Origin of the sequence: Pyxidicoccus trucidator, assembly GCF_010894435.1 — a bacterium.
GTDB classification, from domain to species: Bacteria; Myxococcota; Myxococcia; order Myxococcales; family Myxococcaceae; genus Myxococcus; species Myxococcus trucidator.
Genome location: NZ_JAAIXZ010000022.1, coordinates 75,364 through 89,549, shown reverse-complemented (window position 1 = coordinate 89,549; position 14,186 = coordinate 75,364). Strand labels below are relative to the sequence as shown.

Sequence of the window (14,186 nt, the reverse complement as noted above, 5' to 3'; positions counted from 1 at the left end):
AGCCCCCCATGCCGTTCACCGTGCCCGACCGACTCCGCCTGCCGTTCCACTTCGACGCGGCCCGGCTCCAGGAAGACCTCGCGCGGCTGGGGCCTGACATCTGGGTGCCGCACTTCAACAAGCGCCAATACGAGGGTGAGTGGAGCGGCGTGCCCTTGCGCTCCATTGGCGGCACCGAGGGGCGAATCTATCCCGACCCCACCGGGCTGGAGCGCTACGCGGACACGCCGCTACTGGGACGGTGCCCCGCCTTCCGGGAGGCACTGGCCGAGTTCCAGTGTTCCATCGGCTCCGCGCGGCTGCTGAAGCTCGCGGCGGGGGCGAACATCCGCGAGCACACCGACTACAACCTGGGCTTCGAGGACGGCGAGGTGCGGCTGCACATCCCCATCGTCACCCACCCGGACGTGGCCTTCTTCCTCGCGGGCCGGCGCGTGGTGCTGCTGCCGGGTGAGTGCTGGTATCTCAACTTCAACCTCCCGCACCGGGTGGAGAACGCCAGCGCCACGGACCGCGTGCACCTGGTGCTGGACTGCGTGGTGAATGACTGGCTGCGCGCCGTCTTCGCCGACGCCGTGGCACAGCAAGCGCGCGAGTCCGCCGATGCCGCCTGACGACTTCGAGCGCTTCCGCCGGCTCGTCCTGGAGGACCCGGCGCTGCAAGAGGCGCTGAGGGAGACGACGGACGTTCCGGGGTTCATCGCGCTGGCGACGCAGCTCGGCGAGGAGCGGGGCTGTCACTTCACCGCCGAGGAGCTCCGGGAGACCCTGCGCACCGCGCGCCGGGAATGGCTGGGGCGGTGGGTATGAGCGGAGGGAAGGACGACACGCGCCTGGACGGCTGGGTGCCCGGCCGCGTCCACGTGGAGGAGCGTGCGCTCCGGGTGGACTGGTGCCACCTGGGGGCACAGCGCTTCACGGACCCGTTCTTCGACCAGACGCTGGAGCGCCGGCTCCGCCATCCCTTCGCGCTGCTCTTCCGGCACCAGACGTCGATGGAGGAGCTGGTGGCGCGCAACGCCGCGCGGCCCGGGCTGCCGGTGCGGGGGCTCGTGTTCCACATGTCCCGGTGCGGCTCCACGCTGGCGGCGCAGCTGCTGGCGGCACTCCCGAGACACGTCGTCCTGTCCGAGCCCGGCCCGGTGGACACGGTGCTGCGCTCGCACCTGCGCCTGCCGGGCGTCACGGAGGCGCAGCGGGTGGAGTGGCTCCGCGCGGTGGTGGGAGCGCTCGGCCAGCGGCGCCATCCCGAGGAGGAGGCGGTCTTCCTCAAGCTGGACGCGTGGCACGTGCTGGAGCTGCCCTTGCTCCAGCGCGCGTTTCCGGACGTGCCGTGGCTGTTCCTCTACCGCGACCCGGTGGAGGTCATGGCGTCGCATCAGAACCACCGGGGCGCGCACATGGTGCCGGGCATGCTGGAGCCCGCGCTGCTCGGGCTCGAACGTGGCGCGCTGGAGGGCATGCCGCTGGAGGAGTACGGCGCCCGCGTCCTGGCCCGCATCTGCGAGGCGGGACTGCACGGCTACCGGGAGCGCCAGGGGCCGGCGCGGCTGCTGGACTATCGGCGGCTCCAGCCGGACGGCCTGGCGCTCCTGACGGACCTCTTCGGACTGGAGCTGACGCCGGAGGACGCCGAGCGCCTGCGCGAGGCAGCGGAGCGCGATGCGAAGAACCCCGTGGTTCCCTTCGCGGACGACACCGAGGACAAGGCCCGCCGGGTCAGCGGACTCTCACGGGAGATGGCGGAGCGCTGGGTGCGCCCCGTCCATGAGGCGCTAGAGGCCGAGCGACTTCGGGGCTGAACGGCCGCGCGCGGCCTCACAGCGGCGCCGACTCGGTCCACAGTCCCCGCGGCCCCAGCAGCGCGAGGCGGGACTCCACCTGGTCGCGCATGGGCAGCCCTGCGAGGGCGCCCAGGCGCATCGTCGCCAGTGCCGACGCCTCGTGCGCGAAGCGCGCCGCCTCCGCCAGGGACCTGCCCTCCGCCAGCGCGACGGCGAGCGCCGCACAGAAGGCATCCCCCGCGCCGGTGGTGTCCGCGCGCTCCAGGGACAGGTCTGGCAGCCACAGCTCGCCTTCGGAGGACAACACGAGGCTTCCATCCGGCGAGGCCACCACCGCGCCTCCCACGCCTCGCCGAAGCAGGTTCTCCGCCGCGCGCCGGGCCGAGTCCCGGTCCCGGACCTCCACGCCCGTGAGGGCCTCGGCCTCCTCCGCGTTGGGGCGGATGACGTGGACGGCCTCCAGCAAATCCTCGGGCAGGGACATGGCGGGAGCCGGATCCAACACCACGTGCGTGCCGGCCGCCCGGGCGTGGTGGACCGCGGCGCTCACCGCCCCCATCGGCACTTCCAGTTGAACCAGCAGCACCCGCGCGGCGGAGATGCGCTCCTCCGCGCTCATGATGTCCGAGGGCTTCAGACAGAGGTTCGCACCGGGTGCGGCCAGGCTCTGCCGCTGGCCCTCCTCGTCCACCATCTCCAGCGCCACTCCAGTCATCGCGGTGGGGTCTCTCGCCACCGCGCCAATGTCCACGCCCTCCCCTTCGAGCTGCTCCAGCAGCGCGAGCCCGCGCGCATCCATGCCCACGCGCCCCACCAGCGCCACGCGCGCGCCCAGCCGCGCCGCACCCACGGCCCCGTTGGCGCCCTTCCCTCCAAGGCTCTCCAGGAAGAGATGTCCCTGCACGCTGTCGCCGGGAGCAGGCAGGCGGGGGCCCTGCACGAGGAAGTCCGTGTTGATTCCACCGACCACGACGATGTCGGCCCGCTCGCGCACTGGCATGGCGCTCCTCCTCAGTTGGCCCGCGCGGCGTCCTGGGAGACGAGACCTGACCGCCCCTCCCCATGCCGGGGAGTCCGGGCACCACGAGGACATGCGACAGCCCTCAAGGTATGCATGTCGCCAGCGCGAGCCCCCAGAGGACAGGCCCGCTGCTCCGCTCCCGGCCAATGCACCCGGGGCTTCCTCGCTGGCACGCCCGAAAGAGCACGGCAGGCAGGCGCGCCCGGACCCGCACGTGGGACGTCAGTCCTGGGAGACCACGGGCGACCGAGCCCGCATGGCAGGCCCGTCGATGACCGCGAGCGTGGGCATCAACGCCGCCGCGCTGCCGCGGCCACCGCGTCCTGGAGCCGCTCCACCAACCGGGTGGTGGTGCGGGACTCGGCGCTGGAGAGCACCCGCCAGGCGCCGTCCCGCGTGCGCAGCACCACCTGGTACGAGTCCTCCGCGAGAACGAGCCGGGCGATGGAGCCGAAGACGACCAGCGCGAGCACCACCAGCGCGGCCTCGTAGAAGCCCCTCCCCGCCGTCGCGGCGACGGACAGGGCCGAGAGCATCGGCAACCCCACGCTCACGGCCAGCGCGAGCGTGGCCAGCACGGGCCCCAGGCGAGGCGAGTGGCGGACGGACTCCACGCCCAGCACGTCGGCGAGGGGCTGGCTCCGGCCCCGGGCCACGACGCGCTCGGCGGTGACGAGGACGCCGTGCTCCTGGAAGAGGGGGGCCTCGGCGGGAGGAAGCGCCACCGCCACCGGGCGCCGGGGCAACGCGTGGGGCACGAGTCGAGGGAACGTGGCCTGTGGCTTCATCATGGGTCGTCTCCTGAGGTTGGCGGCTCGGCCCCGCCGGAAGAAGTGAAGGCGGAGCCTTGTGAGCCGGGCAGGTGCGCGAGCAGTACGCGGCGCAGCTCGTCCAGCGGACGGCCCAGGGCAAAGCAGTCACGCGCGCCCAGGCGGATGGCGAGCTGCACCAGGCGCTCGTCGGCGAAGGGCACCAACACGATGATGGGCCCATCGCCCGTCACCTCCCGCGCCCGCCACAGCAGCCGCTGGATGCTGGCGCCCCGCTCCACGTGCACCAGCGCGAGGTCGGGGCGCACCGTCAGTGCGCCCCCGTCCAGCTCCACGGCGATGCCCAGCTCTCCCAGCACGTCCGCCAGGAGCGAGCTGAGCGAGGCGTCACCTCCCAGGAGGAAGGCGCGGGCTGTGCGCGGGGACTCCACCTCGTGGAATCAAGCAATGCCCATGCCCAGGCGCCGTGCCCCTGATGCCGTGGCAGGACGCCCGCGCACCGTGGCATCCCGCCAGCCCGGCATGGCGGATTGCCACGCCCCCTACCCGCGCTCCCGCTCGCGACGATGAATGGTGGACACATCGATGCCCAGCAGTTCAGCGGCGCGCGTCTTGTTGCCACCGCAGCGCGCCACCATCCAGGCGATGTACTCGGCCTCCAGGCGGCGCAGGGACCACAGCTCCTGCTGCGCCAGCGCCAGCGGCTGTGACTCCGGAGCCTCGGGGGGCAGGTGTGGGCGCAGGTCCTCCAGGCCCACCGTCTCCCCGGGTGCGAGCACCACCAGCCGCTCCACCAGGTTCTCCAGCTCGCGCACGTTGCCCGCCCACGGCATGGCGGCCAGGGCGCTCACCACGTCGGGGGCCAGGGCCTGCACCCGCGAGCGCGGGTTGCGGGCGCGGGCGCGGGTGACGAAGTGCTCCACCAGCAGGGGAATGTCCTCGCGGCGCTCGCGCAGCGCGGGCAGGCGCAGGGTGACGACGTTGAGTCGGTAGAAGAGGTCCGCGCGGAAGCGGCCCTCGCGCACGCGCGCCTCCAGGTCCTGATGCGTGGCGGCGACGATGCGCACGTCCACGGTGCGGCTGGCGTCCGCGCCCACCGCGCGCACCTCGCCGTCCTCCAGCACGCGCAGCAGGCGGGCCTGGAGCTCCATGGGCATGTCGCCAATCTCGTCCAGGAAGAGCGTGCCCCGGTCCGCCTCCACGAAGAGTCCGCGCCGGGCCGACGTGGCCCCGGTGAAGGAGCCCTTCACATGGCCGAACAGCTCGCTCTCCAGCAGGTGGTGCGGCAGCGCGGTGCAGTTGACGGCCACGAAGGGCGCGGCGGCGCGAGGCCCCTCGAAGTGGAGTGCGCGAGCCACCAATTCCTTGCCGCTGCCGCTCTCGCCGCGCAGCAGCACCGCCGCGCCGGAGTGCGCCACCCGTCCGATGAGCTCGTACAGGGCCCGCATGGGCGCGCTGCGGCCCACCAGCGCGCCCAGGCTGCTGCGCTCGGCCGCCGCCTGGCGCAGGGCCCGGTTCTCCGCGCGCAGCCGGCGCTCCGCCAGCGCGCGCCGCAGGAAGACGAGCACCTCGTCCAGCCGGAAGGGCTTGGTGAAGTAGTGGTAGGCGCCGCGCTTCATCGCCTCCACCGCGCTCTCCACGCCCCCGAAGGCCGTCATCACCAGCACCGGAACTTCGGGGTCCACCGCGTGCACGGCCTGCAGCACGTCCAGGCCGTCCACCTTCTCCATGCGCAAGTCGCTCAGCACCGCGTCATAGAGGCGCGAGCGCGCCAGGCGAATGGCCTCCTCGCCGCCCGTGGCCAGGTCCACGGTGTAGCCCTCGTCGGTGAGCGGGTCGCGCAGCATGCGCCCCATCTCCACGTGGTCATCGACGACCAGGATGCGTCCCTCAGCTGGCATGTCGCTCCTCAGCGGCGGCCGTCGTGGCGGGCCACAGCACGGTGACGCAGGTGCCCTGGCCCGGCTCGCTCTCCAGCTCGATGCGGCCACCATGATTGCGCACGACGTGGGCCACCATCGTCAGGCCCAGCCCCGTGCCCTGCCCCCGCTTCTTGGTGGTGAAGAACGGGTCGAACACCTGGTTGAGGCTCTCGCGAGGGATGCCGCAGCCGTCGTCCCGCACGGTGAGCGTCACCAGCCCCCACGTCCCCGTCTCCAAGCCATCCGGCGCGGAGGCCGACAGCCGCACCCGCCCTCCGGGGGCGCACGCGTCACACGCATTGAGCGCCAGGTTCACCAAGACCTGCTGGAGCTGGTCCGGATCCGCGGCCAGGGGCGGCACCGTGTCGGGGACGTCGAACTCCAGGTGCACGCGGCGGCGCTCCGCCTCCACACGCAGCAGTTCGTACACGTCGCGGACGATGGGCCCCAGCCCCACCGGCCGCACCGCCGTGCGCTGCAGCCGCGAGAAGTCCAGGAGCTGCCGCAGCGTGCGGCTCACCCTGTCTATCTGCTCGATGATGACCGCCAGCCCGGGCCCCTGAGGGTGCGCCTGTCCCAGCTTGCCCAGCACGTACTCCGCCCTCCCACGCACCACGCCCAGCGGGGTGCCAATCTCGTGGGCGATGCCCGCCGCGAGCACGCCCACCGTGGCCAGCTTCTCCGCGCGCAATAGCTGCGTCTCCAGGGCGCGCACGTTGCTCAGGTCCTCCACCACCAGCAGCGTGCGGACGTCCGGATCTCTCGCCTCCAGCGGCACCGCGTGGAGGTTGAACCGGCCCTCGTCTCCGAAGAGGGCCAGGGGCTCGCCCAGGAGGCTGTGGGGGCGGGACTCGCCGGTGGCGGCGTCCACCAGCGCGCGCAGCCGCGTCACCACCGGCTCGGGGGCCTGGGGGAAGGCGGCGGCCAGGGGCACCCCGACGGCCTGCTCCGGCATGCGGGCGCGCAGCACCTGATTCACGGCGCTGATGCGGCCATCCTCGGTGAGCGCGAGCACCCCGGCGGGAATGTGGTCGAGAATCTTCTGCGTCTTGTCATGCAGGTGGGCGAGCTGGTCCGCATGGCGCCGGCTCTCCCGCAGCGCGCCGGCGCGGCGCTGGGCCAGCACGACGTACACGGCGAACGTGCACAGGAACAGTGCGACGAGCAGCGCCGCGCCGGACAGCCGCCAGATGAGCCCCTGCTCGTGCGAGCGGAGTGCGGCGGTGGACACCAGCGTGGCCGCCGCCCAGCTGCTGCCGCCCCGGAGACGGATGGGGGTGAAGACGGCAACGGCCTCGGCGCGCCCGAGCCCCAGCCGCTCCGCTTCCTCTTCGCCCAGTGGGAGCGTGCCGCGCTCGCCTTCCTTCATCCGCGCGGCCATGGACGCGAAGCTGGGGACGAGCATCCACTCCGCGTCGAGCCGGCGGTACCAGTCCGCGAGCGTGGCATCACTGGCGGACATGGGCTGGCCCATGGCGCCCACCAGCAGCAGGCGCGCCTCCGGGTCCGAGGTGACGATGCGCAGGGGCGTGAAGAAGGACTCCGTGTCCACCAGCACCGCCACGGCGCCCGCGGGCCGTCCCTTCGCCACGGGCAGCGCGGTGGCCATGACGCGCAGCCAGCCCTGGGGCTCCCCGAGTGGCGGGGACGTGGTGATGTCCCCGGGAGGTCGCTGCAGGGCGCGCTTCGCCGCCTCCGTCATCTGCGGGAGCACGGTGCCTCGCGCCATCTGCTTGCCTGTGCGCCGGTCCAGCAGGCGCAGCCGCTCCCGGCCCTCCGCGTCGTAGGCGACGATGATCTTGTACTGCCCCACCGCCTCCAGCAGGGCGCGCAGCTCGCGCCGGTGCTCGGCGTCACTGCCGGGCTGGGAGAGCAGCTCGCCCGCGAAGCGCAGGTCCTCGCCCACGTCCTCCAGCGTCTCCGACACCCCGCGCGTGGCCTCGTCGAGCTGGGCCTGCCGGTCCACCGCGAACTGGCGTGCCAGCGCCGCGCGGTTGCTCTCCAGCAGAGTGAGTACGCCCAGACCCACGCTGGTGAGCGCGGCGCACAGCAGCAGGATGGGCAGGAGGGCGTACCGCATGGGCCGGAGAGTCTTACCGCGCTCCCCTCTTCCGCTGCCATCGAAGCCGCTTCAGCCCTTGAGTGGCGGCCAGGCTCCTCACCTCTGCACGTGCAGAGGTAGAGCCCCTGGGGGGCGACCTGGCCCCCTCACCTCTGCACGTGCAGAGGTAGAGCCCCTGGGGGGCGACCTGGCCCCCTCACCTCTGCACGTGCAGAGGCAGAGCCCCCTGAAGTGGCGACTGGCCCCCTCACCTCTGCACGTGCAGAGGTAGAGCCCTTGAAGTGGCGACTGGCCCCCTCACCTCTGCACGTGCAGAGGTAGAGCCCTTGAAGTGGCGACTGGCCCCCTCACCTCTGCACGTGCAGAGGTAGAGCCCTTGCGCCGCCGGAGGCAGTCCGGAGGCTGGCGGGGAGTAAGGGCACAGGTGGCGGGCAAAGCCGAGCGTCGCCCGCCTGCCCGCCGCTCCAGGCTCAGCAGCCCGCGCCGTACGCCAGCAGGAACGTGGTGCGGTCCGTGGCGTTCACGGTGCCGTTGCCGTCCGCGTCTGCGTCCAGGCTGCCCGCGTTCCAGGCGCTGAGGAACGCATCCCGGTCCGCGGTATTCACGGTGCCATTCACATCGTAGTCGGACGGGCAGAACAGCTGGAAGTCCATCGTCCACGACGCGGACGCCGTGCCGGAGAGATTGTTCTTCGCGTCCACCAGCGCCGACACGTCACCCTGCAGCGTGTACGGCCCCGCGTTCACCCAGCCCCGGCGGCGCACCGAGTCCGAGTCCGTATTGCCGATGTCGATGGAAAGGACGGGCACGCCGGTGGTCAGGCTGGCGATGTGGACCAGCGCCGCGGAGCCGCCATAGGAGTTGCCGACCGAAGCGGCATTCGCATCGCCGGCCACGGTGTAGCGAGCGAAGCGGTTGACCTGGAACGTCAGGTAGAAGTCCGCGTTGCCAGTGGCGTAGCCGCGCGCGGAGGAGGTCTGCGAGACGCCCTCGGCGGTGGCGGACACAGACGCGGTGATGCGCGAGCCGGTGATCTTCGAGGTCTCCGTGCCGGAGCCGTTGGCGTCCACGTGACTGTGCGTGTCGTCGTACTGCGGGCTCGTGCTGGCCTTCAGCTCCAGGCACTCGCTGAAGTCCTCGAAGCCGTCCGTGCGCCGCGTGTCCGAGTCGACGATGTTCGTGCCGTTGTCCGTCGCGGAGATGTTGGCGGACACCGAGCGGGTGCCTTCCACGGGGGTGATGAACTGGGCGTGCGCGGAAGCGGCCGCGAACAGGGGGATGGCACCGGCCCACAGGGGGATGTGACGCATGGGTTGCTCCAGGCTGGGTGAGGGGGTGAGGCGCGAACGATAGGCAGTCCGCCTGACACCCTCCCTGCCAATCGGGTAACGCCTTCTCTCGTCCCCACCCTGCCGTAACTCCCTGAAATTCCTTGGAGACTTCAGGCGCCCTTGGCGAATGGACCCACACACCCAGGATTGACACCCTGCGTTGCGTGATGCTACCTACCGGTCGGTAGGTCGTGGTTTGCCATGGCTGGCGACAGCCGCAAGGGAAGGGACACACGTGACGACCAGCGGGCGGAAGCCGGATGAGGGAGAGCGGTACCGGGCCATCCTCGAGACGTCTGCGCGGCTCATCTGCGAGCGGGGCTACGAGGGGACCTCGATGCAGGAGATCGCCGCCGCGTGCCGGATGACGAAGGCGGGGCTCTACCACCACATCCAGAACAAGGAGCAGCTCCTCTTCGCCATCATGAACTACGGGATGGACGTGTTCGAGGAGCAGGTGCTCTCACGCGTCCAGCACATCGAAGACCCGGTGGAGCGGCTGCGCGCGTGCATGCGCCACAACATCCTCCTGGTGACGCGAGGGTGGAGCAAGGAGGTCATCATCATCCTCCACGAGCACGCCACGCTGACCGGCGAGGCGCGCGCGTTCATCGACGCCCGGAAGAAGAAGTACGTGGACTTCCTGGAGGAGGCCTTCGCGCAGGCCGCGCAGCAGGGCCGCATCCGCCCCGTGGACCCCACCATCGGCGCCTTCTCGTTCCTGGGCATGGTGCTGTGGGTCTACAAGTGGTTCAAGCCGGACGGGCGGCTCTCGGATGAGCAGATCGCCGAGGGCATGGTGGACATGCTCTTCCCGCCCATCGTCGCGGCGGCCGTGGAGGGCCAGCCGGGCACGTCGTCCCTGCGCGTCGTCCCGCGCTCCACCCCGGCGACGGGAACGGACTCCGGCTCCGGCACGAAGGAGCCGACGTGAAGACGGCGCGCTGGTGCTCGCTGGAGGAGGCGGTGTCCTCCATCCCCGACGGCGCGTCGCTGGCCACCGGGGGCTTCATGCTCGGCCGCGCGCCCATGGCGCTGGTGATGGAGTTGATTGCCCAGGGCAAGCGGAAGCTGGGCCTCATCTCGCTGCCCAACCCGCTGCCGGCGGAGTTCCTCGTCGCGGGTGGCTGCCTTGCGCGCGTGGATATCGCCTTCGCCGCGCTCAGCCTGGAAGGCCGCGTGCGGCCCATGCCCTGCCTCAAGCGGGCCATGGAGGCGGGCACCGTCTCCTGGCGCGAGCATGACGGCTACCGCGTCGTGCAGCGGCTGCGGGCCGCGTCCATGGGCCTGCCCTTCATCCCCGCGCCGGACGCGGAGGTGTCGGAGCTGGCCGAGGCGGAGCCGCCGCGCATCGTCATGGACCCCTTCACAGGACAGCCCGTCGCGGTGGAGCCGGCCTTCTACCCGGACGTGGCGCTCATCCACGCGCGCGCCGCGGACGAGCGCGGCAACCTGTACATGGAGGACCCGACGACGGACCTGCTGGTGGCCGGCGCGGCGCGGCGGGTGATTGCCACGGTGGAGGAGCGCGTGGCGAGGCTGCCCCGCGTCACCGTGCCGGGCTTCCAGGTGGACCGCCTCGTCCTCTCCCCGGGCGGGGCACTGCCCTCTGGCTGCGTGGGCCTGTACCCGCACGACGACGCCATGCTGGCGCGCTACCTCGCGCTGGCCGAGGCGGGCCGCGAGGCCGAGTTCCTGGAACCGCTGATGGCGCGGAGGGCTGCATGAGTGCGTCCCCTGACATCACTCCGGCGGAGACGGTGGTCTCGTTGCTGGCGCGGCAGATTGACGATGGCGCCGTGGTGGCCACGGGCGTGGCCTCGCCGCTGGCCATCCTCGCGATTGCGGTGGCGCGGGCCACGCATGCGCCGGGCCTGACGTACCTGGCCTGCGTGGGCTCGTTGGATCCGGACCTCCCCACCCTGCTCCCCTCCTCAGAGGACCTGGGCTACCTGGAGGGCCGCTCGGCGGAAGTCACCATTCCGGACCTCTTCGACCATGCGCGGCGCGGCCGGGTGGACACCGTCTTCTTCGGCGCGGCCGAGGTGGATGGCGCCGGCTGCACCAACATGACGGCCAGCGGCAGCCTGGACCGGCCGAGGACGAAGTTCCCCGGAGTGGCGGGCGCGGCCACGCTGCGGCAGTGGGTGCGGCGGCCGGTGCTGCTGGTGCCCCGGCAGTCGCGCCGCAACCTGGTGCCCGTGGTGCAGGTGGCCACCACGAGAGACCCTCGCCGGTCGGTGACGCTCATCTCCGACCTGGGCGTCTTCGAGCTGGGCTCCGCCGGAGCCCGGCTGCTGGCGCGCCACCCCTGGGCGACGGAGGAGAGCATCGCCGAGCGCACCGGCTTCGCGTTCAGCGTGCCGGAGTCGCTCCCCGTCACCCCGCTACCGGACGCGCGCACGCTCGCGGCCATCCGCGCCATCGACTCTCGCGGCCAGCGAGATCAGCTCGTCGGCACCTGACACACCCCGCTGCTCACATCGGATTCTGGAATCACGGAGGCATGGAGATGAAGGCTGTCGTTCTGCGCAGCTTTGGTGAGGCAGGCAATCTCAAGATGGAGAACGTCCCCGTGCCGAAGCCAGGGCGCGGAGAGGTGCTGCTGAAGGTCCACGCGTGTGGCGTCTGCTACCACGACGTCATCAACCGCCGGGGCAACCTGCCGCGCACCAGCGTCCCCGCCATCCTCGGCCACGAGGCGGCGGGCGAGGTGGTGGACGTGGGCCCGGACACGCCGGGGTGGAAGACGGGCGACCGCGCCGCCACGCTGCAGCGCCTGTCGTGCGGCGAGTGCGCGCTCTGCAAGATTGGACGCAACAGCCTGTGCAAGAACGACAACCGCTTCTTCGGCGAGGAGCTGCCGGGCGGCTACGCGCAGTTCATGGTGGCGCCGGTGGCCGGGCTGGGCCGGGTGCCCGCGTCGCTGCCCTGGGCAGAGGCCGCCACGGTGTGCTGCACCACGGGCACGGCGGTGCACACGGTGCGCACGCGGGCGAAGGTCCGCGCGGGCGAGACGGTGCTGATTACCGGCGCCAGCGGCGGCGTGGGCCTGTCCTCGGTGCAGCTCGCGAAGCTGGACGGAGCACGCGTCATCGCCGTGACGTCGGGCGAGGCCAAGGTGCAGGCGCTGAAGGAGGCGGGCGCGGACGAGGTCATCATGTCTCGCGGACTGGACTTCGCGGCGGAGGTGCGCAAGCGCACCAAGGGCGCGGGCGTGGACGTGGCGGTTGAAATCGTCGGCAGCGCCACCTTCGACCAGACGCTGAAGTCCATGGCGCCCGGTGGCCGCGTGGTGGTGGTGGGCAACCTGGAGTCGGGGCTGGTGCAGCTCAACCCGGGGCTCGTCATCGTCAAGGAGCTGGAGATCCTCGGCGCGTACGCCACCACCCAGCAGGAGCTGGACGAGGCGCTGCGGCTGACGGCCACGGACGGCGTGCGCCAGTTCGTCACGGACAAGGTGCCGCTGGTGGAGGCGGCGCGGGCGCACTTCCGGCTGGAGAACCGTGAGGTGGCGGGCCGGCTGGTGCTGGTGCCGCCCGAGGCGTGAGTGACAGCGGCGGCCCGGTGACACGGATTCGGAGCTCGAAGCGGAATCGAGGAGTGCGATGAAAAGGCGCGTTGGAATCGAAGCGTTGGCGGTGGCGGTGCCGTCCCGGTACGTGGACATCGAGGACCTGGCGCGGGCGCGCGGGGTGGACCCGGCGAAGTTCACCGCGGGCCTGGGCGCGAAGGAGATGGCGGTCAACGACCCGGGCGAGGACACGGTGGCCCTGGCCGCCACGGCCGCGGCGCGGCTGATTCGCCAGCAGGACGTGGACCCGTCGCGCATCGGCATGCTGGTGGTGGGCACGGAGACGGGCATCGACCACTCCAAGCCCGTCGCCTCGCACGTCCAGGGGCTGCTGAAGCTGCCGCGCACCATGCGCACGTATGACACGCAGCACGCGTGCTACGGCGGCACCGCGGGGCTGATGGCGGCGGTGGAGTGGATTGCCTCGGGCGCGGGCGCGGGCAAGGTGGCCATCGTCGTGTGCTCGGACATTGCCCGGTACGGGCTGAACACCGCGGGCGAGCCCACGCAGGGCGGCGGCGCGGTGGCGCTGCTGGTCTCCGAGCAGCCCGACCTGCTGGCGCTGGACGTGGGGCTCAATGGCGTGTGCACGATGGACGTGTACGACTTCTGGAGGCCCGTGGGCCGCCGGGAGGCGCTGGTGGACGGGCACTACTCCATCAGCTGCTACCTGGAGGCGCTGTCGGGCGCGTACCGGGGCTGGCGCGAGAAGGCGCTCGCGGCCGGACTGGTGCGCTGGTCGGGGACGATGCCCGGCGAGCAGCTCGCGCGCATCGCCTACCACGTGCCCTTCTGCAAGATGGCGCGCAAGGCGCACACGCAGCTGCGGCTGTGTGACTTGGAGGACGCGGTGGGCCCGGGGCCCGGGACGCCGGAGGCGCGCGAGGAGGTGGCGAAGTCCCAGGCCAGCTACGACGCGCAGGTGGCCACGTCGCTGGGGCTCAACGCGCGCATCGGCAACGTGTACACGGCGTCGCTCTACCTGGCGCTCGCGGGCCTGCTCCAGCGAGAGGGCGCCTGGCTCGCCGGGCAGCGCATCGGCCTGCTGTCGTACGGCAGCGGCTGCATGGCCGAGTTCTACTCCGGCACCGTGGGCGAGAAGGCCGCGGAGCGGATGGCGCGCGCGGACCTGGAAACGGTGCTGGCGAGGCGCGAGCGCGTCTCCGTGGAGGAGTACGAGCGGCTGATGAAGCTGCCCCCGGACGCGCCCGAGCCCGTCGCTCCGCCCCCCGGCGCCTTCCGGCTCCAGGAGATTCGCGAGCACCGGCGGCTGTACGTCGAAGGGACGGCCTGAGTCCCTGCCCTGCGCGCACCCGGCGGCCGCGCTCGCGGGGTGCCCACTAGGTCGCCGGCAGGGCGCCGTGGAGGCCGATAGCTCCCGGCGCCCGCTTGTCGTCGGCGAGCGGCTCGATGCAGTGGACGAGCAGGACGCGCAGCACGGTGTCGAGGGCGAAGGAGACGCGCACGCCCTCCACCGTGGTGACGAAGCCGTCCTCCTCGCGCTCCAGGCGGGCCAGGAACTGCGCCAGCGGCACGGCGCTTCCCATCAGGAGCGTCAGGTTCTCCAGGTGGGTCTCGAGGTGCACGCGCACCTCACCCGCGAGCCGCTGAAGCTGGCGCTCCGCTCGCCGCGAGTAGAAGAGCCGGGACATGGGAGCACGGTAGCCATCGGACACGAAACCCGCCCGGAAGGGAGGCCCGTCGTCCGCCGAGCAGGCGGGC

15 protein-coding genes are annotated in these 14,186 nt (G+C 72.0%); 8 read left to right on the top strand and 7 right to left on the bottom strand.

All coding sequences use genetic code 11. From position 1 onward, the window contains the following. Positions 1 to 8 precede the first annotated feature (8 nt). Genes G4D85_RS40870 through G4D85_RS40860 form a run of 3 tightly spaced genes read left to right on the top strand, consistent with a single transcriptional unit; the run spans position 9 to position 1,802 of the window. Complete coding sequence (locus G4D85_RS40870; RefSeq protein WP_164019684.1) at positions 9 to 614, top strand: aspartyl/asparaginyl beta-hydroxylase domain-containing protein; 606 nt, start codon at positions 9 to 11, stop codon at positions 612 to 614. After that, a complete protein-coding gene (locus G4D85_RS40865; protein ID WP_164019683.1) occupies positions 604 to 810 on the top strand; it encodes a Nif11-like leader peptide family natural product precursor in 207 nt (68 codons plus the stop codon). The genes G4D85_RS40870 and G4D85_RS40865 overlap by 11 nt, the downstream gene beginning before the upstream one ends. Next, the gene (locus G4D85_RS40860; protein ID WP_164019682.1) at positions 807 to 1,802 is read left to right on the top strand and encodes a sulfotransferase family protein; all 996 of its coding nucleotides are present in this window, start codon (positions 807 to 809) and stop codon (positions 1,800 to 1,802) included. Before G4D85_RS40865 ends, G4D85_RS40860 begins: the two co-directional genes overlap by 4 nt. A 16-nt stretch (positions 1,803 to 1,818) precedes the next feature. On the opposite strand, the gene G4D85_RS40855 is transcribed toward G4D85_RS40860, so the two are convergent. The 6 genes from G4D85_RS40855 to G4D85_RS40830 all read right to left on the bottom strand — a co-directional run bounded on the left by G4D85_RS40855 (position 1,819) and on the right by G4D85_RS40830 (position 8,869). Next, positions 1,819 to 2,784, bottom strand: a complete 966-nt coding sequence (locus G4D85_RS40855) for a ribokinase (RefSeq protein ID WP_164019681.1) — start codon at positions 2,782 to 2,784, stop codon at positions 1,819 to 1,821. Between the two features lie 311 nt (positions 2,785 to 3,095). Then, positions 3,096 to 3,596 (bottom strand): DUF6232 family protein, encoded by a 501-nt coding sequence (locus tag G4D85_RS40850; RefSeq protein ID WP_240359798.1) that lies wholly within the window; start codon positions 3,594 to 3,596, stop codon positions 3,096 to 3,098. After that, entirely contained in the window at positions 3,593 to 4,006 is a 414-nt protein-coding gene (locus G4D85_RS40845) for a DNA-binding transcriptional response regulator (protein ID WP_164019680.1), read from the bottom strand. The genes G4D85_RS40850 and G4D85_RS40845 overlap by 4 nt, the downstream gene beginning before the upstream one ends. Before the next feature lie 111 nt (positions 4,007 to 4,117). Then, positions 4,118 to 5,476 carry a sigma-54-dependent transcriptional regulator gene (locus G4D85_RS40840; RefSeq protein WP_164019679.1) on the bottom strand — a complete coding sequence of 453 codons (1,359 nt, stop codon included), beginning with the start codon at positions 5,474 to 5,476 and terminating at the stop codon, positions 4,118 to 4,120. Beyond that, on the bottom strand, positions 5,466 to 7,577 hold the full coding sequence (locus G4D85_RS40835) for a two-component system sensor histidine kinase NtrB (RefSeq protein ID WP_164019678.1): 2,112 nt from the start codon (positions 7,575 to 7,577) through the stop codon (positions 5,466 to 5,468). The genes G4D85_RS40840 and G4D85_RS40835 overlap by 11 nt, the downstream gene beginning before the upstream one ends. Before the next feature lie 452 nt (positions 7,578 to 8,029). Next, a complete protein-coding gene (locus tag G4D85_RS40830; protein ID WP_164019677.1) occupies positions 8,030 to 8,869 on the bottom strand; it encodes a GC-type dockerin domain-anchored protein in 840 nt (279 codons plus the stop codon). 256 nt (positions 8,870 to 9,125) lie between these two features. Between G4D85_RS40830 and G4D85_RS40825 the strand changes: the two genes are divergently transcribed. The 5 genes from G4D85_RS40825 to G4D85_RS40805 are packed head-to-tail and all read left to right on the top strand — an operon-like array spanning position 9,126 to position 13,758. Then, positions 9,126 to 9,824: a TetR/AcrR family transcriptional regulator gene (locus G4D85_RS40825; RefSeq protein WP_164019676.1), complete on the top strand. Its 699-nt coding sequence runs from the start codon at positions 9,126 to 9,128 to the stop codon at positions 9,822 to 9,824. After that, positions 9,821 to 10,618 carry a CoA transferase subunit A gene (locus G4D85_RS40820; RefSeq protein WP_164019675.1) on the top strand — a complete coding sequence of 266 codons (798 nt, stop codon included), beginning with the start codon at positions 9,821 to 9,823 and terminating at the stop codon, positions 10,616 to 10,618. The genes G4D85_RS40825 and G4D85_RS40820 overlap by 4 nt, the downstream gene beginning before the upstream one ends. Then, positions 10,615 to 11,355, top strand: a complete 741-nt coding sequence (locus tag G4D85_RS40815; protein ID WP_164019674.1) for a CoA-transferase subunit beta — start codon at positions 10,615 to 10,617, stop codon at positions 11,353 to 11,355. The genes G4D85_RS40820 and G4D85_RS40815 overlap by 4 nt, the downstream gene beginning before the upstream one ends. 47 nt (positions 11,356 to 11,402) lie before the next feature. After that, on the top strand, positions 11,403 to 12,440 hold the full coding sequence (locus tag G4D85_RS40810) for an alcohol dehydrogenase catalytic domain-containing protein (protein ID WP_164019673.1): 1,038 nt from the start codon (positions 11,403 to 11,405) through the stop codon (positions 12,438 to 12,440). A 58-nt stretch (positions 12,441 to 12,498) separates the two neighbouring features. Beyond that, positions 12,499 to 13,758 carry a hydroxymethylglutaryl-CoA synthase family protein gene (locus G4D85_RS40805; RefSeq protein ID WP_164019672.1) on the top strand — a complete coding sequence of 420 codons (1,260 nt, stop codon included), beginning with the start codon at positions 12,499 to 12,501 and terminating at the stop codon, positions 13,756 to 13,758. Between the two features lie 46 nt (positions 13,759 to 13,804). Here the strand turns inward: G4D85_RS40805 and G4D85_RS40800 are convergent, their stop codons facing one another. Next, on the bottom strand, positions 13,805 to 14,116 hold the full coding sequence (locus G4D85_RS40800; RefSeq protein ID WP_164019671.1) for a hypothetical protein: 312 nt from the start codon (positions 14,114 to 14,116) through the stop codon (positions 13,805 to 13,807). Positions 14,117 to 14,186: the final 70 nt, after the last annotated feature.